Raw genomic sequence first — 18806 nt, forward strand, 5'->3', positions numbered from 1 at the left:
AATGACAGCGACGAGTGATGCGACAGGGCTGAAAATTTTACGATCAGTGCTTCAACCCCGCCCCTTCTCTGCGGAATATACGCGACGCGAGAAAAATAGTGAAAACCACATAGACAAGCAAGGAACCAATCCCCAGGACTGCATGCATCGGGTCGACCTTGCCATAAAACACTTCCTTGGACAGTGCGACACCGTTAAACACAGGCATCACGTAGTAATGCGCAGGGATGTCGACCGGACTGACTGGCATCAGCATGTACGAGGGAACCATCGCCAAAAATATGACAGCACTCATGTACGTCTGCCCCTCTTTAAAAGACTTGGCAATCGTACTCAAAACAAGCTCCAATCCTGCAAAGAGCGCCGCCAACAACAAAATAGTCACGATGAGCATCAACAAAGTGACAGGCGAGAAGAAGGCGAGTGTAAAATGCTCTCCTTCCGTCCCCATTGGTCCCAGACGCATGGCCAGTGTGACAGAAATTAGCGACGCTACTGCCCCCATGGTACTCATAGTCATGACAGCCAACAGCTTTGCCGTGAGGATGTGCTGGGCTGCAATCGGCGCCGTCAACAGCGATTCGAGCGTTCCCCGCTCTTTTTCACCCGCGACGAGATCATTCGCTGCGGCCATTCCCGCCGATGCGAGCGAGACTACCAGCATCAACGGAATGATGCCAGCCAGCATCCCTCCCGACTTCCTTTCCTCAGAGGCTGTATTTTGAAAGGTAGAGACAATCGGTTGAATGGTCTGCTCGGACAAGCCCGCTTGGTACAACCTTTTCGCTACGACGTCTTTGCTGTAAGCCTCTACTGTCTGCTCGATCAACGTACGAGCATAGACAGATTTTTGATTGGTGGAGTCATAGGCAACTGATAGTTGTGCTGTTTTTCCCGCCGCAATCTCTTCGTCGAAGCCAGCCGGAATCGTCAAAATAGCGCGCAGCTGGCCTGCTTGCAGGGCCTGCTCCGGATTGGACGGCTCCAGGATTTGAACGGCAGGATTTTTTTGCAAAACCGTAATCAATGAGGATGATCCTTGAACGGCTAATGGGATGTACTCCCTCGCCTCTTTTTCCACATTGTTATATGACGTCCCCAACAAAAAGAAGACGAACGGAATGACGAGTAGTGGCACCAGGAGCGTCCCTATCCACGCCTTGCGATCGCGAAACAAGTCCATCAGTTCTTTTTTCAGTACGGTCCAAACGACATGCGAGCCCATCAGCCTTCGCTCCCTTCCACGACAGCCATGAAAATGTCGTCCAGATCCTCTGTCCCAAACTGCTCGCGCAACGCATCCAATCCTCCGGAGAACCGCAGCTTACCCTTGTGCATGAGCGCAACTCTTTTGCACAGCTTGTTAATCTCGCCCATGTTGTGACTGGAGAATAGAATCGTCTTCCCCTCTTCTTGCAGCTTTCTGACCATTCTTCGAAAGATTGTAGCAGCCGTTACATCCAGTCCTGTCGTCGGTTCATCCAACAAAATGACATCCGGATCATGTACGAGCGTCCGGGCAATCGCTACCTTTTGCTTCATTCCCCGGGAAAAGGCCCCTACTCGCCTGTCAATAAAATCATCCATCTCAAGCATCCGGCTCAAACTGTGTATCCGCTCCTCAAGCCTCGCTTGCTCCAATCCGTATAGACGACCGAAGTACGCGATATTTTCCCGCGCTGTCAAACGGTTGTAAAGACCCACATCTCCCCCGAACAAAATGCCAATTCTGCGGCGCACTTCAAGCGGTTGCTGCCGAACGGAAAACCCACTAATCTCGATATCTCCCTCGGTCGGGCTCAAAACTGTCGCCATCATGCGCATCGTCGTTGTCTTCCCCGCACCGTTTTCGCCGAGAAGTCCGTAAACCTCGCCTGCCTCGACGCGAAACGATACATGCTGGACCGCTGCGATTTCCTTGAATCGCTTGCTAACATCCTTGACCTCAATCAACAGCAGCCCCTCCTCTCCCGTATTTTCACTAGAATCGTACCTTCAGTAAGTACGACGCCCGCTTTTCTCCCGTAAACGTCACTTGTACGACACCCGTCCGCCCGCGCAAAACCCGTGGTATGGTGCCAGTGACATGGAATTTCCGCCGCTGCTCATCGACTAGCCCGACAGACACGGAGCCTGGGGGCGAAAAGACCTTGTCGCCCTCCAATGTGTAAAACGAAAGAGTGATTTCTCCCGCTTGCCCGTGAGCCTCTCCCGAAAAACGGATGATCTCCATTATTCCTGACACCGCTGACACTCCCGTGAGATCAAACAGCGGGTGACGCAGGTTCACAAGCGTCTTCCCTTTTTTCCAGTCCTGCAAAAACGCATCAAACTCCTGCACGGCAACCATCCACGCCGCCGAGGTAGTCGTAGGGATATGCGAAGGGATTGCACCAAAAAGAAGCGCAGAAGACGTCATCACCAGTGGCAACCAAATAGAAAACATGCTAATTCCCTCCAATAATTGGTTGCCCTTAGCATGCCCTCACAAAAGTTACCCGTATGTGCCTTTGGCGAATCAGAATCTTTTGACTTTGAATGCTGTAACCCTCGTATCCTACAGCAGATAACGCTCTTTCCACTTGGTCAGGGAAAAGCCTTCAAACAGCGCGACAAAAGCCTCCGTATCGTTTATATAATGACGAGTTTCTTTTGCCTCAGGATTCTTTTCTAGAAACAGAGTCGCTACCAAATGGCTGACAGGAACACCTTCTGCCTCTTGATCGTAAATGCCCCGCTCAGCGAGCACTTTGCCAAAATAACGCACATAGGTGACCGTTATTGTTTTTTCTTGACCATTTTCTTGCCACGTAGACATGGAACGATCAAATGTATCAGACGGTGATCCACCTTTTCCAGGTGCTACATTTTCTCCTGCAACAGAAATGAGCTTCATGTACTTCCATCCTCCTTTTTCTTCCTGTACGTTCATTATAGGGGAGAGTGGAAATTGTTACAAATTGCTTTGTCATCTGCCATTGGAAAAACTACTGCCTTTATTTGTCTGATACACTAGACAGAACGATTTAAAAAACTCCGAAATTTTTTCGCATCCCGTGTCAGATAATCCGTGAACCAGAAGTCTACATAGTAAATCAACAAATCACGAGGAGTTTTTGCGATGGAACACTTGGTTATCAAGCCTAAGACTCAAGAAGAACAAGGCCAGACAGACGACGAGACTTTGGTAGAGCAGGCAAAAGCGGGAGATCAGGAGGCGTTTAGCGAGCTGGTCAGGCGTCATCGCTCCAAAGTATACGGCTATGCACGGTCGTACACACAAGAAGCCTTTCTTGCTGAAGACATCGTTCAGGATGCTCTCATTCGCGCCTTTTTGCACCTGGGAACGCTGGTGGACAGCCGACGTTTCCTTCCCTGGCTGCACCGGATTGTACGTAATCAGGCGTACACACGGCTTTCGAAGGGGGCGCAAAAAAGGGAGACCGTCTTCTCAAGTCTGGGCAAACAAACGCATGAGCAGGAGCCGACTGACTGGGAGGACCTCGATAGTATCCTGCACAGGCTGGGACGGTCTTGGTCACACTCTGCGCAGCACACTAATCCCGAAGAGGTCATGGTGAGGCGTGAACTGTTTGAGACAATCAGGAGCCTGCTGTACTGCCTCAATCCTCGGGAGAGACGCATCGTGGAATCTCATTTTTTTGATCATTTGGCCCCCCATGAGATCGCCCACATGTTCCAGATGTCTCAGGCGAATGTCTACCAAGTGCTATCGCGTTCTCGCAAAAAACTGATTCAGGAAAAAACTCGTGTCGTTGTTGATCAATACATGAAGACGAGAAAGGTTGCGGGGAGTATGAAACAAGCAGTATTGAATAAGCCAGAAGCATTCACGATGCCTACTTGGGTTACTTGCGCAGCAGCACTATACGGATTGGTAGAATCGACCGAACGCAAAATGTCTTTGCCGATGATTCTTGGACTGAGCGGGCATGCCTTTCGCCTGACGATCGTTCCTGAAACTATTCATATTGCTGGCCCGACGATGTTTCACTTTCAGCGAGTCTTGCAGCAGGGTTTGAAAAACATGGGCTTTGAATCTCGTGCCGTCAGCTCGAATCATCTTTCCTGCGAACCAAGCATGAATGCCAATCAAGTTGCTCCCTCGCTATTGACCCCGGAGGCACGCGAAAAGCGTCAGCTGTCTGTCCTCCTGCCAGAAGCATTGGAGCTGGTTCACCGCTCCATCGACAAAGGGCACCCTGTGCTTACTTGGGACCTATTCATGCCAGAGTTCGGATTGATCTACGGCTATGATGATGAAAAAAGAGTGTTTTACGCAGGCGACAACTGCCGAAACGACAGTACCATTCCCTATGAAAACTTGGGGCGGGGTATCCTCGAGGAGCTATTTGTGCTTGCCATCGACCGTGCCTTTCCAATCGATCAACGCACGATGCTCGCAAATGCACTCCAATCTGCACTCGTTCATTATCGTGGAGAAGAACCGCAGGACGAGAGCTGCGCCAATGGCCTAGCCGCCTATGCTGCTTGGCAGGAAGCCTATGAAAAGGGAACGGTTGAGCCGAATGGCAACGCCTATACGACCGTGGTGAACGGGGATGCACGTCGCTACGCCTCTCTTTTCTGGACCGAAATCGTTAATACGTGGACAGATTCTGTGTTTGATGAGATTCGTCCGCTGATGAAAGAAGCGGCTGACTTGTACGGGGCGATTGCTGATGACTTTGACACGTTAAGCAAGCTCTTCCCGTTCCCTGCTGGAGGCGAGCCAAACGATGCGGAGCAGGGTAAGCAGGCAATTGCGTTGTTGCAGGCGATTGAGCGAAATGAGCGCGAGGCTGTATCTGTACTGGAACAAATACAAACGGGACTCACTGCAAATCAGGCGCGCACATAAAAGGGATAGAAAAAAGAACGCAGTCAGAAAAGCTGCGTTCTTTTTCGTTCAAATTATTCCTCGTATTCGCCCCATTCAAGTGTGCCTTTTACAGCATCTACGTAAGGCCAGCTCTTGCTCTTGTCAACCGTATAGACAAGGGTGAGAAAAGGAGCTTGTTTGCCTTTGTAGGTTGGCCAGAAGTAGGACAGCTTTACAGGGAGATTTTTGGCTACGATTTCAGCAGCTTGTTGCTCCGTTACGGATGGCTTCAAGATGGGAAGAGTACCCTCTTTTTCCGGCAAATTCACAATGAAAGTAACTACTTGTCCACTCTCTATATCAACCTTCATCCAATAGTAACGGTCGAACACAGGCAACCCATCGTGCAATTCATAAAAAATGAAGGTATACGTTCCTGTTCCTGTGTCCTCCTCCTCTTCACCCTCTCCTTCATTCAACTCGATCATCCAATCGGCCAATTTCGGCTGTTTATATGGATCAAATATCTCAACCTGCCATTCAGTAGAGGATTTAGCGGCATATGGCTCGATGAAGGAAATTGCTTTTTTCAAGGCTTCTTCTTTCGATAAGGGAACAGGCAAGCTTTTTGTTTCCATAAAAATATCCGCACTAGTGACCGCTCCCGTAGAAGCATCCACCGAAATAGACACGTCTTCATACCCAAACTCATCGCTCCAGGAATGTATGATCTCACCATCAACTTCTCCTGTGTAGTATTCTGTGAACATCACCTTCGTATCCACGTCAAACAAGCCCGCGACGACTTTTTCTCCATCTGCCCTGCTTTTGACAATAAGCGGCTCTCCTTTTGGCGATAGCGTAATATTCTTCACGTTGTCAGGATTTCTTTTTCCATTCCCGGCTAATTCAGTTCCATGAGTGAAGTCAATCTGCTTTCCTGTCACGGCATCGATGTAAGCGTTATTCATCCATAAGTATTGCATGCCCGGCTTGGCATCTTTCCCTTCCAGCACATAGCCCAATTCAAGACGATCAGGAGTGAAAAACTGCTTTTTGACAGCTTCTGGTGTCAGTGCCGTTTTCGGATCTGGGACCTTGACCCCTCTCAAATTAAATGGGGTACTGGATACCTCCAAAAGATGACCATCATAATCTGTCGTACTGGATACCTCCAAAAGATTACCAGCATAATCCGTCGCCACGTATATGCCCGCTCCATTTCCCAATATCTCCAGCCCATTTAGTAACGTTGGATAAGAAACAATACGGTATATTGCTAACGGATCAGTCAAAATTTCAGAGTCTACTTCTTCAACAGCGTTCGATAATTGAGGAGAGCCTATTTGTTTTCTTTTGTCTGCTCCCAATAACTCAAGCACTGCATTTTCTGCCCGTTGCAAAATAACCTCGTCTGTCGCAATTTCCCCTTGCTTCCAAATAGGCAAACTAGCGCTGTACATGAACAGCTCTCCAGTTTTGCTGTCAAAGACAACAGTAGCACCCATGTCATTGGATTCGGGACTTCTCAAGTAGAGCTTTAACAGTTTTTCATCGCTCTCACTTTTCACAATCGTTCGTTTCGTCAATGCTTTCAATGCAGGCTCCAGCTTTTCTAAAGCAGCTACGATCTGAGTGGCCCGCTCCGGAAGCTTTTCCTCGCTTTTTGTTGCAGATGCAATGTGGCTAGGATGGATTTCAGGACTTGCAGCCAAGGCTGTTCCATTTGTTGCTGACAACATCATTGCTATTGTCAAAGCGATTGCTATGCGTTTTCCATTTCGTTTCATTAATTCCCCTCCTTCTTTCTTAATCCTCGTACTCTCCCCATTTAAACGATCCATTTACCGCATCTACAGTTGGCCAGCCTTTGCTGGTATCGAGTTTGTAGGCAAGAATGGGAGCATTATGATCACTGGATGTCGGCCAAATGTAAGTCAGCTTTACCGGTACATTTTTGGCGAAAATTTCAGCAACTTGCTGGTCTGTTACGGATGGTTTGAGCACAGGATATTTGCGATCCTCTGCGGGAACTGAGGCTAGGAACTCTGCGACTTGTCCTTTAATTGGATCAATAACTACTCCATAGGAATACTCCATGACTGGTATACCGTTTTGTTTCTCGAAAAATAAGAAGCCATACTGCTCGATAGATTTCTTTTCTTCTGTCTCTTGCTTGTTATCCTTATTCGAAAGAACCTTCAGAGCCAGTGGATCTTCTGGTTTGATCCGTTCGTACATTTCGACTTGCCATTCGGATTTTTTAGCATAAGGCTCCAGGAAAGCAATCGCCTTTTGTAACGACTGTTCTTTGGTGAGCGGAGCAGGAAGATTTGGGATATGCGTCCAATATAGATAACCGCCAATCTCTCCTGTCAATTGGTCTACCATTACAGAAGCGTAATTGACTTCAACATAGTTCGCCCAATAATGATTGATTATGCCGTCCTGCTCCTCCTTTCGATAGGTCGGATACGTCTTCTTCGTATCTATTCCAAACAGTCGCTCTAAAATTTGTGTATCCGTTGCATTTTTCTCAATGAATGGCTTTGCCTGGGGCTTCAAGGAAATATTTTTCAGATCGGCAGCATTTAGCTTGCCTTCCCCGTTTTCTTCCCCCCATCCATCAACGATCTGCTTGCCTGTCAGTGCATCAAATATTGGAGATGTTCTTAGCTTATACGCTAATCCAGACTTGCCTTCACTACCTTCACTGCCTTCCCATACATAACCATGCTGGATGCGTTCAGGTGTAAAAATCTGCTTCTGGATTGCCTCTTTTGCGACAGCTTTTTTCGGGTCAGCAACTTGAACTCCCTTCAAATCGAGCGGTTCAAACGAGACCCCGATTAAATGACCGGCGAAATCCATGTCTATATCTATGCCAAAACGCGTTCCTTCTATTTCCAGACCGTTCAACAGAATCGGATAATAGACATTTCGGTATTCAATTTCCTCTTCCTCATCATCCACGAATGTTGACAATTGTGGGGCATCCGTCAAGCTCCGCTTCTTCGCCCCAAGCAACTCCTCAACGGCTTTATCGGCTTTTTTCAAAATGGCCTCATCTGTTGCTATTTCTTTCTCATCCCAGATGATGGTGTCAGCCTCGAAACCAACCATATCACCGCTATTGCGATCAAAAAGGATATACGCATCCTCGTGTATGTTGTCTGGATGATGCATAGTCAAGACCACTTGATTTTCATCTTGCTCGGAAATGAAGACTTCCCGCACCGTCAAAGTTTTTAAAGCAGGCTCCAGCTTCTCCAGCGCAGCGACAATCTCTACCGCACGAGTAGGCAGCTTGACTTGTTCTTTTGATGGAGTTTCTGCATTTTTCAAGATCATTTCCGGGCTTGCAGCAAATGCCTGGGCACCCGTTCCCAGCAGCATGGTTGTCACTGCAAAAGCAGCCGTTGCACTTTTCCAATTTTGTGTCATGAACATTTCTCCTAATCAATTATGATGATAGCTACGCATTCTATCTTACTTTTTTCCCACTATTTAGCATAGATCTCCGTACAAAAAAAACAGCACTCTCCCCTTACAGAGAAAGTGCTGTCGTATGTTTTGCCTACAGGCTGTTCAATACTTCCTGAATCAACTTGTTTACCATTCCCGGGTTTGCCTTACCTTTGGTTTGCTTCATGACTTGGCCTACAAAGAAAGCAGCTGCTTTTTCGTTTCCAGACTTGAAGTCTGCCACGGCTTGCGGGTTGGAATTGACCGCATCGACGACGACTTGACGCAGAGCGCCTTCATCGCTAATTTGGACAAGTCCTTTTTCTTCGACAATCTGCTTCGGCTCTTTGCCGGTCTCGACCATCTCTTTGAAGACGGTTTTGGCGATTTTGGAGGAAATGGTTCCGTCCTCGATCAGCTTGATCATCTCACCCAAGCCTTTTGGTGTCATTTTCACATCAGCAAACACCAGGTTGTTGGCGTTGAGGTGTGCCAACAGGTCAACCATCAGCCAGTTTGCTACTGACTTTGGCTCTGCTCCTGTTTTCACAGTCTCATCAAAGAAATCAGCCGTCTCCTTGGAGATCGTTATGACTCCGGCATCATCCTTAGACAAGCCGAATTCGTTCACATAGCGAGCCTGACGAGCATCTGGCAGCTCTGGAATGGTTGCGCGAACCGCTTCAATCCACTCCTCGGAAATCTGCATGCGAACCAGATCCGGGTCTGGGAAGTAACGATAGTCGTGCGCTTCCTCTTTGGAACGCATCGTCAACGTCTTCTTGTTCGCTTCATCCCAACGGCGCGTTTCCTGAACGACCTTGCCACCGGAAGAAACTACCTCCGTCTGACGCAGTACCTCGTACTCCAAGCCCATTTGTACATTGCGGAAGGAGTTCATGTTTTTCAGCTCAGCCTTGGTTCCGAATTCTTCTTGACCATATGGACGAATCGATACGTTAGCATCGCAACGCAGGGAGCCTTGTTCCATGCGAACGTCAGATACTTCGGTGTACTGAATGATCGCTTTCAGCTTTTCCAGATACGCACGTGCTTCCTCCGGTGTGCGGATGTCTGGCTCAGAAACGATCTCGACGAGCGGTACCCCTACGCGGTTGAAGTCTACGAGAGACTCTCCACCAAAATCGCTGTGCGTCAGCTTGCCCGCATCCTCTTCCAGATGCAGACGAGTGATCCCAATGCGCTTCGTCTCACCGTTTACCTCGATGTCGATCCAGCCATTGTAGCCGATCGGCTGGTCAAACTGCGAGATTTGGTACGCTTTTGGCGAGTCTGGATAAAAGTAGTTCTTGCGGTCGAACTTGGTCTCGCGGGAAATCTCACAGTTGAGGGCGAGTGCTGCTTTCATCGCGAACTCTACCGCTTGCTTGTTCGTTACAGGCAGTACACCTGGATGTCCCAAGCAGATCGGGCATGTATGTGTATTCGGCGGTGCACCAAATTCAGTCGGGCAGCCGCAAAAGATTTTACTGTTGGTCGATAGCTCGGCGTGAACCTCCAAGCCGATGACGGTTTCGTACTTGCTCATGCTCTTACCCCCTCACCCATTCCGGTTTGCGACCGTAGAAGCCTGCTGTTTGCTCATACGCATGGGCTACGCGCAATACGGTGGATTCGTCAAATGCACGACCTACGATCTGCAAACCGATCGGCAGACCGTTTTTGGAGAATCCGCACGGCACGCTGATTGCTGGCAGACCAGCCAGGTTTACAGGAACGGTACAAATATCCTCCAGATACATTTTCACCGGATCATCTACATTTTCGCCTACTTTGAAAGCGGTAGAAGGCGTGGTTGGATGCAGGATGACATCAAAGTCAGCAAAAATGCTATTGAAGTCCTGAATGATCAGGGTACGCACCTGCTGTGCCTTTTTGTAGTAAGCATCGTAGTAACCAGACGAGAGCGCGTAGGTTCCGAGCATGATGCGGCGCTTCACTTCTGGGCCAAAGCCTTGGCTGCGGGATTCCTTGTACAGATCAATCAGGTTTGCCGCATTGTCTGCACGCACACCATAACGTACGCCGTCAAAACGAGCCAGGTTGGACGAAGCTTCCGACGAAGACAAGAGGTAGTAAGCTGGCACCGCATATTCCGTATGCGGCATGGAAACCTCGCTCCATGTAGCACCCATGCTCTCCAGCTGCTTCAATGCTGCCAGAACAGCATCGCGAACCTCAGGGTCAATCCCTTCTCCGATCAACTCTTTCGGTACGCCGATACGCAGTCCTTTTACATCTCCAGTCAATGCGGACAGGTAATCCGGTACGCCCACATTGGCAGAGGTAGAGTCGTATTCATCATGTCCCGCAATCGCTTGCAGCACATAGGCGGAATCCTCAACGTTTTTCGTCACAGGCCCGATTTGATCCAGCGAGGACGCGAACGCAACCAGCCCGAAACGGGATACGCGTCCATACGTAGGCTTTAAGCCGACAACGCCACAAAAAGCAGCAGGCTGACGGATGGAGCCACCTGTATCAGAGCCAAGTGTGAAGTAAAAATGACGCGCAGCCATTGCCGCTGCTGAGCCACCGGAAGAGCCTCCCGGAACGTAGTCGGTGTTCCACGGGTTTTTCGCTGGGAAAAAGCCGGAATTTTCGTTGGAGCCGCCCATCGCAAACTCATCCATGTTCAGCTTCGCAACGATGACCGCATCGGCATCCTTCACCTTTTTGGAAACAGTCCCGTCATGGACAGGATCGTAGTTCGCCAAAAATTTGCTCGCGCAAGTCGTGCGAACGTCTTTTGTAACTAGGTTGTCCTTCAGTCCAGCAGGCAAGCCGTAGAGAAGCCCCAGTTCCTCATTTCCCTTGACCAGACGCTCGTCCAATTGACGGGCATGAGCCAAGGCTCCCTCTTCATCTACATGCAGGACGGATTTGACTTCTCCGTCATGCTCCTTGATGCTAGCGATGGAAGCCTGCACCAGATCCGTTACCGAAATCTCTTTTGCGCGCAGAGCGCTATGTATCTCAGACAATCGCTTGTCAAACAGCGACACAGTGGGTTCCTCCCTTCTCGTTATCCAGTAGGTTATTCGAATACAGCCGGTACTTTAAACTGCCCGTCTTCGTGATCCGGTGCGTTTTTCAGCACGTCCTCACGCGGCAGGGACGGTCTGTTTACGTCTTCGCGCATGACATTTTTCACGTCTGTAGCATGGCTGGTTGGCTCAATATTGGATGTATCGAGCTCATTTAACTTGGCTGCAAAATCAAGAATCGCGTTCAGGTCTTTTGTATACCGCTCCGCTTCTTCCTCAGTGAGCTGCAAACGGGCCAAATTAGCTACGTGTTCTACTTCTTTGCGAGTAATGGCACTCATTCTTTCCACCTCCGAATCGTATCACATAACTTTGATCTTACTTGAAAACAGCAGGTTCAGTCAATTTTCACGGGGATTTCGGCAGGAAAAACAAATAATGTTTTCGGCAAAAAAATATTGATTGATTATTAACCAATAAAACCAATAAAGACTTTGTACGGCTGTTGTGGTGGGAGGAAGCAGGAGAAAACGCTCAGCTTCTTGTCCCACCCGCTGGGGGATTCACTGCCCGACTCCATGCAAAAAGCGAAACCGCGTCCAAAGTGGTCAACTCAGGATGTTTTTCAGAGGTGGACGCTTAAGAACGTGTTTCGCTTTTTGCATTCCGTCTCGGTCGGTGTACCAAAGATCTTCGCTTTTTTCTCCTGTTTCCTCTACGAACTATCGCTCTGGCGATCTCATACATATCTTTGGCCATCCATTTCTTTTTTTGTGGTAAAGACGTAAACCATGACTAGATTGACCAACTCATTTAAGGTAATTAAGTTTGCGAATGGACGCATGTGGGAATGCTTAGTCAATGTAATCACATCCATAGAAATTAGTTTTATATCTACAATCAGAAGTTTAAAATACTAACTAAAATTTAGGTCAATTCTGAATTTTATCCTATCATACCTTAACTGACCATCGTTCACCAATTATCTTCAAATAGGGATAGATATCACTTAACTAAATCACGGAGTATTATAAATAGTTAGATAAATTCAGCCTACCTTCCCGTAGATTCTTCGCCGCTTTAGGGGTACCGCAAACATTTTACGAAAACGTACGCTAAGCATTAGTGGACATGTCTTAGCGTACACCAAGCCTATGATTTTCAATGGTTAGAGTCCTTAACGTACGACATCCGCATTTTTGTTAGCGGTCCCCCCTTTAAGACGATCACCGCTGATAACAGCTATGAATTTAATGATTTGAAATTAAAAACAAACCCATAATATTACAATTTTTCTTGACATTGGTATATTTTTGAAATAGTATAAAACATAACTTTGGGAAGAGGAGAATATTAAAATGAAAAAAACTTTAGTCCTATTTTTAATGTTTTGTATGTTTCTGATTCCAAGTGCTGCTTTTGCAAATTCATCTACAGATCAAGAACCTACTGTTAAAGAACCTACTGCTGAAGAGATTGCACAACTGAATGAAGCTCTTGACAAATTAATAATTGAAGCTAACAAAAAGCTTGAAGCTGGAGAAACTGATCTTTTTCTTGAAGAAAATGTTGGTGAAACAGATGGAAGTGTATCATTATCGTTTTCTTTGAATGATACAAAACAGAAAGCAGGTTTTCAGGCATTAGCTGTAAAACCAAAAGCTTATCGTGCTACAGTAGGATATAGTGGTATTGGATTCGATTTTCAGCATGAGCTAGGTGGTACATTTACATATGAGAATGGAAAAATTAAGGGAGCTACTAAAGATGTTGCTTTGACAGGGTTATTTTATAGTGAATCTCACAACACTTGGATAGATTACCTCGATCCTAGTGTTTGGGTTGTAAATAGTGAAGGTTTATTTAAAGCTTTAAAGTATGGTGTAGAGTATAAGACTTCTCTAGTAGTTGGTTTATACGGAAGTGGAGATTATAGAATATTGCAAGCGAATGTTGGTAACTAAAAAGTAATAGAACTACAGCCTCGTTAAAGAAACTTAACGAGGCTGTAGTTCTATTATGTGACTAAGACAGGCTCTTAAGCCCCAAAATTGAATTGACGCTAGGCTTTTTCCTTCCTGCTTTTCAGCTAGGTTGAAGTAGAGGAGGAATCCTATGACAATACGAGAATAAAAGAGAATAACTCAAAATTTGAGGGGTTAAACCGAAGGGAGAATTTATGCTAATACTAACGGCACCACTTCTATTTGATTTTTCTATATTATTCATAGTAATGTTAACTATCAATTTTATAGTTGGGTTTTTCTCAGCGAAAAAAAGCGGTAACAAGATTGGGTGGAGGGCTCCGATAATAGTAGCGTTAATTCAAAGTATTCTAATAATTTTACTGGATACTTTACTCTAGTTGCCAAGATGATTAAGCTTTGAATGAAACCAAGATTTTTATCACCAGTTTCATCTGGTGATAAAATGAGCATTTCCAAGGGGGGCAGTCTTTCATTGCATCTCTTTGGGCAACACCAATACTCTTTAAGCATATTAGTAAGAATCCGAATTATCCTTAACTTTCACCATGTAAATATAACAACAAGACAACCTTACATGAATGTTAATAAATCCAATAACTAAAAGATAGATAATAATATAGGTGTTAATGTTACTATTGCCTTATGATTCACCTGGGCAAAAAGGCACCTTTCTGGCTACATAAATAAAGGGTACTCCTGACGAAGAGTCCCCTCACTTCTTCCGTTTCTATTAATCGAAAACAGAGAATCAAGATCCACAATAATTCGTGATAATGGTATACTCTCCACCCGCGCAAATTCCATAATTTCTGTATATGCTGGCCAATCCACATTTGCGGGATAAATGCTTAACTTAAATACATCATCATTGTCAAAACCATAGTCATATGAAGCCAATCCTGCTTTTTCTAATATATGAATCTCATCTATCAGCTGTATGTGGGATATATTTAAGTATCTTTCTGCAAAAGGTAGCGAAATTTGCAATTTCACATCCCAGACATCAGCTGTCTTACACTTTGGCAGTAATGCCGCAATGAGTTCTCTCGACTGTTTAGGAATTGATTCCAGCGCTTCTTGTAATTGCTTAAGATCATTTATGGGTTTCTCAAGTTGTGAAGATGTCACATTCCAATCTTTTAATACTGAATTTAGTTTTTGACATGTAAGAGCCGGTTTAGGCTGATCTAATTGAATTCTGGATAAAAAACCTGTATTTTCTCTTACTATTGTCTTCTCCTGCATAGTTTGCCCTAGCTTTTGAAGCTGTTCGAGTATTTCTTCGTCCGAGCTCTTTGTGATCGTATACTTATCCAACTCGATATTAAATTCATTTTCTGTCATTTGCGTGGTAATGTTCATATATAGTGCAGCTTGCAGCTGCATGCTGAGGGCCAAATACACCAATATAGCCACTTTTAAACGTGCTAAACTCATTGATTAGGTAATTAATGCGTTGATACCACTTTTTAAGTCCATGCGCTAAAGACTCCGTACATTGCCTTTTAACATTTGCGGCAAAATGCTTTTCTGTAACATCGAAGTGACTCTTAATTTGAAATCCAACCTTACAATCATTCATTTCTACGTGAAGATCTACGCCCCTGTCGTTAAGCGCTTGGCTCACCGTCACATTGACCTTCCCGATAAGATGGTCGTGCCGTGAAATGTACTCTGCAAGTTGTTGGACTAAGGCATCATGTTTTTCCTCGGTAAAAATCTTAGTAGCTTCCTCTGATGCATATCCTCTATTGATGATCGTGGTCAACCTTAAGATGCTATCTTGAACACTCATTTTTACCCTCCCAAATTCACCAACGGATACTCCCTATAAAGCCAAATTATACCAACATAAATATAAAATAACAGCTAAGTATACCCTAATGAACGAAGAATGCAGAAAAGTTGTCTGATCTAGTTCCATGATTTATGGATTATATTAATTTGTTCATGTCTCCATGGTATTATCTAGGCATTCACTTAGACTTTGCGATATCGAAAAATAACAGACTGACACATCTGTTTAAAACGATGCAAAGCCAAGTTAACGTCCAGGGGACGTCCTTGTAAGCTCATGTGACAACCAAAGCATGAGTAGTACACCTTGCTCTCATGATCCCCATGCTCCCATTAGTAGCATGAGCAGGATAAATTGGGCCTATCATTTACTTTTTGCCGTGATATTCCCCGCATTTGCGAGCTGGAAAGACACGTGCCTAAGCCACTCATTCGCTGTGTCCTTTGAGGTATGGAGTGGAATTCGTGAGACAACCCCTCAGGGGTGTTTAGATTTCTTCCACTACGGAACATAATATGCCATTAAAAGCCCTTTCTACGCCTTTTAAAAGGAATAGGAGGGCTTTTTTATATAAAACTTGCCTTCCACCAGGCCTTAACGGTGGCTCATCTGATCGAGCCACTGCCTCGACGTTGAGTGTCGGAGGATCAAATGAAACAAGTAGGGAAGGGATTCGTTAATTACAACGGACAAAAAGCAATGGTTATACGTGAAATCTACCTAAATGGAGAATGTCGATTGTCATTCTATATAGGTGGTGAGCGTGTGTATCGCAATTTTCCTTATTAAACGAGACGAATCCTTATTCGTCTTTTTTTAATTCAATTTTAAGGAGGGGCTCACACTTTGCGTTTCCCCGCTAAGTCCTTCGAAGCGTGCAGCCCATGCTTCCCAGCAGGAATGAGCACTGAGCCTAGTCTGGAAATATTCTTCTCCCCACCGCAGCCACATCTATTAGTTGACACTCCCCATGCCTAAAGGCAGGGGATTCTTGGGTAGTCACTCCTAACGGAGTGAAATTCACCAAGCTATCCCTGTGTGTCCCACAGTTCAGTTGGCTATGCCAACAGTCGAAGTCCTTCTTGCTCAATATTGATGGCTGCGTTTTCGTCACGATCATGCTTCGTACCACATTTCGGGCAAGTCCATTGTCGCAAGTTGAGGTTTTTTACGTCTTTGTTGCGGTATCCACAATGTGGAGTGGAGCAGAGTTGGCTTGAAGGGAATTGCTTCCCGACGATAGAGATCGTTCTCCCGTACCATTCCGCCTTATACTCCAACATCATACGCAACATAGACCACGAAACGTCCGCAATGGATTTCGCTAACTTGTGATTTTTGATCATATTTTCCACTTGCAAGTCCTCCAAACAGATCACTTGGTTTTCGTTGATCAGCTTGGTTGACAGCTTATGTAGGAAATCGTTACGGGTGTTTGCAATTTTTTCGTGAAGTCGAGCTACTTTGGTACGCGCCTTGTTCCGGTTGTTGCTGCCTTTTTGTCTACGAGATTGAATCCGTTGCCACTTTGCCAGTTGTTTTTCATACTTGCGATAGTATTTGGGATTTGCCACCTTCTCACCCGTAGAGAGAATGGCGAAATCCTTGATCCCAAGGTCAATCCCAACTTTTTGTTCTACTTTTGGGAGTAATTGACTCTCTGTTTCACACAATACGGATACAAAGTATTTACCTGAAGGATTACATCTAATCGTAGCCGATAGGACTCGCCCTTCAACTTCTCTGGATTTCGCAAACGATACCCATCCCAGCTTAGGAAGTTTGATGCGATTTCCTACTATTTTGATGTTCATCTTGCATGTATAGGATTGCTTTGGGTTCTTCTTACTCTTGAATTTGGGATAGCCTTTTTTCTCTTTGAAAAACTTTTTGTAGGAGGAATCCAAATCTTTTAAGGTTGATTGCAGAGCAGTGGAGTCCACTTCTTTCAACCATTCGATTTCTTTTTTGAGTTGCGTGAGCAAAGCAGAGCAGTCGTTGTAGTTCAGCGTTTTCTTTTCATGTTCGTAGGCGTCATTCCGTTTCGCAAGAAAGTGATTGAATACAAAGCGAGTACATCCAATTGTCTTGTTGATGAGTGTTGCTTGTTCTTTGTTTGGATACAAACGGAATTTGTAGGCTCTATGCAAGTTCAATCACTCCTTTCCTTTTGGGACTCCATGTAATTCTGAATCACATCGAGTTGAACAGTTCCAACAGTCGCAACAAAGTAGGAGTTTGTCCATAGCGAGGGAAGTCTGCTTTTGAGATGTCTAAATTCCATCCACAACACTCTGGATATATAGCCCTTCAAAGATTTTACGACTCGGTGGATTCCGAATTGCGGATCGCATTTGATGAGCAAATGAACGTGGTCTGGCATGATCTCCATTTCAACAATTTCTGTACGAAGTTCTTTTGCCTTTTCAAGAAACAACTCTTTTAATCGAATGTCTACTGGCTCTTTCAAAACCTTTTTACGATACTTCGGACAAAAAACAACGTGATATTTACAGTCAAATACGACATTGTAGTTACTTTCCACTGATCTACTCAAAACCATCACATATGGTTAATTATACCAATTAGTTAGATAGAAAAGATATATCTAACAGAGTTCAGAAAAAAAGAACGATATTTTGTTTTCTCTTAGCACCCCCTTCAGGGGATGCAGAGCAAAGTGCCTTATATCCCCATAGCTAAAGCAAGGGGTTTTACGGCACGAGTGATAACTAAGAAAAAACAAGTCCAAGGCATTTGCCCTGGACTGTGATCTCTTCTGTCGTTTGTTATTCCGCCTTCTTTGTCGCGAGCGCCTGCCCCATCAAGAGAGGCTTCCCTTCTTCAACGCCTGTTGCCCATTCGAGCTCGTTGGACTCCACCAGCAAAATGACGGTTGATCCAAATTCGAACCAGCCCAGCTCCGCCCCTTTTTCATATCGAGGTGTCCCACCAATCTTCTCGTGGGTTTGGCGACCGTGTTTGATATTCGTCGTAGCTGTGTTGTAGCAGACCTTCACGCTGCCTACAAACAAGGCTCCTACTTTTACCAAAGCCATATCGCCCAGGCTATCTGTTTTAATGTGAGTTACCAAGCGTTCATTGCGGGCAAACAAACGGTCTACGTTTTCAATCCCGAGCTGGTTGACCGGATAGAGTCTGCCAGGCAAATAGCAGTAACAGCTCAAATCGCCCGTTACCGGCATATGAATCCGGTGGTAGTCCTTTGGACTCAAATAAATGGTGATAAATTTACCACCGTAGTAACGCTTGGCCTCTTCCTCCGAGCCACCTAACAGCTCACTCACACTGAACTCTTTTCCCTTTGCTTGAATCAAGGTACCTTCGCAAATATCACCCAGCTGCGAAACAGTTCCATCTACCGGGCTGACGATGGTATCTGGACTAGGTGCAATCGGTCTCGCTGCGGGCTTCAAGCGTCGGGAAAAGAACTCCTTCAGCGTACGGTATTCTGACACCGGCTTTTCTATGATCGACGTATCAATTTGATAGTGCTTTATGTATCGTTGAATCGCTAATCGACTAAAGGGAGTAGCGGTAATTTTGCCCATAGTCCGTGACATCGCGTTTTGTGGCAAGCGATGGATGAGACCTGGGAGCAGCTTTTTGCCCATAAGAAATGCTCCTTCGTAAAACAACAATACCCTTACTTTACCACTTCTGCTAACAGCCAGTAAACCCCG

At 45.7% G+C, this 18806-nt stretch carries 16 protein-coding genes; 2 read left to right on the forward strand and 14 right to left on the reverse strand.

The annotated features are described in order from the left end of the window. Window positions 1-43: 43 nt before the first annotated feature. The 4 genes from E8L90_RS19585 to E8L90_RS19600 form a co-directional block, all read right to left on the reverse strand. Window positions 44-1225 (reverse strand): ABC transporter permease, encoded by a 1182-nt coding sequence (locus tag E8L90_RS19585; RefSeq protein WP_137030909.1) that lies wholly within the window; start codon window positions 1223-1225, stop codon window positions 44-46. Then, complete coding sequence (locus tag E8L90_RS19590) at window positions 1225-1953, reverse strand: ABC transporter ATP-binding protein (RefSeq protein ID WP_137030910.1); 729 nt, start codon at window positions 1951-1953, stop codon at window positions 1225-1227. Before E8L90_RS19590 ends, E8L90_RS19585 begins: the two co-directional genes overlap by 1 nt. 28 nt (window positions 1954-1981) lie before the next feature. Next, window positions 1982-2446, reverse strand: a complete 465-nt coding sequence (locus E8L90_RS19595) for a hypothetical protein (protein WP_137030911.1) — start codon at window positions 2444-2446, stop codon at window positions 1982-1984. A gap of 111 nt (window positions 2447-2557) precedes the next feature. Further along, a complete protein-coding gene (locus E8L90_RS19600) occupies window positions 2558-2896 on the reverse strand; it encodes a hypothetical protein (protein WP_137030912.1) in 339 nt (112 codons plus the stop codon). A 225-nt stretch (window positions 2897-3121) separates the two neighbouring features. Here E8L90_RS19600 and E8L90_RS19605 point away from each other — a divergent pair, with 225 nt between their 5' ends. After that, window positions 3122-4882 (forward strand): RNA polymerase sigma factor, encoded by a 1761-nt coding sequence (locus tag E8L90_RS19605; protein WP_137030913.1) that lies wholly within the window; start codon window positions 3122-3124, stop codon window positions 4880-4882. 53 nt (window positions 4883-4935) lie between these two features. Here E8L90_RS19605 and E8L90_RS19610 read toward each other — a convergent pair whose 3' ends face one another. The 5 genes from E8L90_RS19610 to gatC form a co-directional block, all read right to left on the reverse strand. Continuing rightward, window positions 4936-6633 carry a YcdB/YcdC domain-containing protein gene (locus tag E8L90_RS19610; protein WP_137030914.1) on the reverse strand — a complete coding sequence of 566 codons (1698 nt, stop codon included), beginning with the start codon at window positions 6631-6633 and terminating at the stop codon, window positions 4936-4938. 19 nt (window positions 6634-6652) lie between these two features. Further along, window positions 6653-8287 (reverse strand): hypothetical protein, encoded by a 1635-nt coding sequence (locus E8L90_RS19615; RefSeq protein WP_137030915.1) that lies wholly within the window; start codon window positions 8285-8287, stop codon window positions 6653-6655. A gap of 133 nt (window positions 8288-8420) precedes the next feature. Continuing rightward, window positions 8421-9857 carry an Asp-tRNA(Asn)/Glu-tRNA(Gln) amidotransferase subunit GatB gene (gatB, locus tag E8L90_RS19620; protein WP_012684435.1) on the reverse strand — a complete coding sequence of 479 codons (1437 nt, stop codon included), beginning with the start codon at window positions 9855-9857 and terminating at the stop codon, window positions 8421-8423. 4 nt (window positions 9858-9861) lie between these two features. After that, window positions 9862-11334 (reverse strand): Asp-tRNA(Asn)/Glu-tRNA(Gln) amidotransferase subunit GatA, encoded by a 1473-nt coding sequence (gene gatA, locus E8L90_RS19625; protein ID WP_137030916.1) that lies wholly within the window; start codon window positions 11332-11334, stop codon window positions 9862-9864. 32 nt (window positions 11335-11366) lie between these two features. Continuing rightward, window positions 11367-11657 (reverse strand): Asp-tRNA(Asn)/Glu-tRNA(Gln) amidotransferase subunit GatC, encoded by a 291-nt coding sequence (gatC, locus tag E8L90_RS19630; RefSeq protein WP_007717539.1) that lies wholly within the window; start codon window positions 11655-11657, stop codon window positions 11367-11369. Window positions 11658-12674: 1017 nt separating this feature from the next. On the opposite strand from gatC, the gene E8L90_RS19640 reads away from it, so the two are divergent. Next, window positions 12675-13280, forward strand: coding sequence for a hypothetical protein (locus E8L90_RS19640; protein ID WP_137030917.1), 606 nt, complete (start codon window positions 12675-12677; stop codon window positions 13278-13280). A 699-nt stretch (window positions 13281-13979) separates the two neighbouring features. Here E8L90_RS19640 and E8L90_RS19645 read toward each other — a convergent pair. The 5 genes from E8L90_RS19645 to asd all read right to left on the reverse strand — a co-directional run bounded on the left by E8L90_RS19645 (window position 13980) and on the right by asd (window position 18737). Further along, complete coding sequence (locus E8L90_RS19645; RefSeq protein WP_137030918.1) at window positions 13980-14690, reverse strand: hypothetical protein; 711 nt, start codon at window positions 14688-14690, stop codon at window positions 13980-13982. Beyond that, window positions 14635-15099: a hypothetical protein gene (locus E8L90_RS19650; protein WP_137030919.1), complete on the reverse strand. Its 465-nt coding sequence runs from the start codon at window positions 15097-15099 to the stop codon at window positions 14635-14637. Before E8L90_RS19650 ends, E8L90_RS19645 begins: the two co-directional genes overlap by 56 nt. A gap of 1061 nt (window positions 15100-16160) precedes the next feature. Continuing rightward, on the reverse strand, window positions 16161-17252 hold the full coding sequence (tnpB, locus tag E8L90_RS19655; protein WP_137030920.1) for an IS200/IS605 family element RNA-guided endonuclease TnpB: 1092 nt from the start codon (window positions 17250-17252) through the stop codon (window positions 16161-16163). A gap of 2 nt (window positions 17253-17254) precedes the next feature. Continuing rightward, a complete protein-coding gene (gene tnpA / locus E8L90_RS19660; RefSeq protein WP_137033513.1) occupies window positions 17255-17665 on the reverse strand; it encodes an IS200/IS605 family transposase in 411 nt (136 codons plus the stop codon). 226 nt (window positions 17666-17891) lie between these two features. Then, complete coding sequence (gene asd / locus E8L90_RS19665; protein WP_137030921.1) at window positions 17892-18737, reverse strand: archaetidylserine decarboxylase; 846 nt, start codon at window positions 18735-18737, stop codon at window positions 17892-17894. Between the last annotated feature and the right edge of the window lie 69 nt (window positions 18738-18806).

This window comes from Brevibacillus antibioticus (assembly GCF_005217615.1).
In the GTDB taxonomy this organism is placed as follows: domain Bacteria; phylum Bacillota; class Bacilli; order Brevibacillales; family Brevibacillaceae; genus Brevibacillus; species Brevibacillus antibioticus.

Excerpts from the sequence above, each read along its gene's own strand:
- E8L90_RS19610 (WP_137030914.1), bottom strand. The coding sequence starts at position 6,633 with ATGAAACGAAATGGAAAACGCATAGCAATCGCTTTGACAATAGCAATG.
- E8L90_RS19645 (WP_137030918.1), bottom strand. The coding sequence starts at position 14,690 with ATGCAGCTGCAAGCTGCACTATATATGAACATTACCACGCAAATGACA.
- E8L90_RS19600 (WP_137030912.1), bottom strand. The coding sequence starts at position 2,896 with ATGAAGCTCATTTCTGTTGCAGGAGAAAATGTAGCACCTGGAAAAGGT.
- E8L90_RS19615 (WP_137030915.1), bottom strand. The coding sequence starts at position 8,287 with ATGACACAAAATTGGAAAAGTGCAACGGCTGCTTTTGCAGTGACAACC.
- asd (WP_137030921.1), bottom strand. The coding sequence starts at position 18,737 with ATGGGCAAAAAGCTGCTCCCAGGTCTCATCCATCGCTTGCCACAAAAC.
- E8L90_RS19640 (WP_137030917.1), top strand. The coding sequence starts at position 12,675 with ATGAAAAAAACTTTAGTCCTATTTTTAATGTTTTGTATGTTTCTGATT.
- E8L90_RS19650 (WP_137030919.1), bottom strand. The coding sequence starts at position 15,099 with ATGAGTGTTCAAGATAGCATCTTAAGGTTGACCACGATCATCAATAGA.
- E8L90_RS19585 (WP_137030909.1), bottom strand. The coding sequence starts at position 1,225 with ATGGGCTCGCATGTCGTTTGGACCGTACTGAAAAAAGAACTGATGGAC.
- gatB (WP_012684435.1), bottom strand. The coding sequence starts at position 9,857 with ATGAGCAAGTACGAAACCGTCATCGGCTTGGAGGTTCACGCCGAGCTA.
- E8L90_RS19595 (WP_137030911.1), bottom strand. The coding sequence starts at position 2,446 with ATGTTTTCTATTTGGTTGCCACTGGTGATGACGTCTTCTGCGCTTCTT.
- gatC (WP_007717539.1), bottom strand. The coding sequence starts at position 11,657 with ATGAGTGCCATTACTCGCAAAGAAGTAGAACACGTAGCTAATTTGGCC.
- E8L90_RS19605 (WP_137030913.1), top strand. The coding sequence starts at position 3,122 with ATGGAACACTTGGTTATCAAGCCTAAGACTCAAGAAGAACAAGGCCAG.
- tnpA (WP_137033513.1), bottom strand. The coding sequence starts at position 17,665 with ATGGTTTTGAGTAGATCAGTGGAAAGTAACTACAATGTCGTATTTGAC.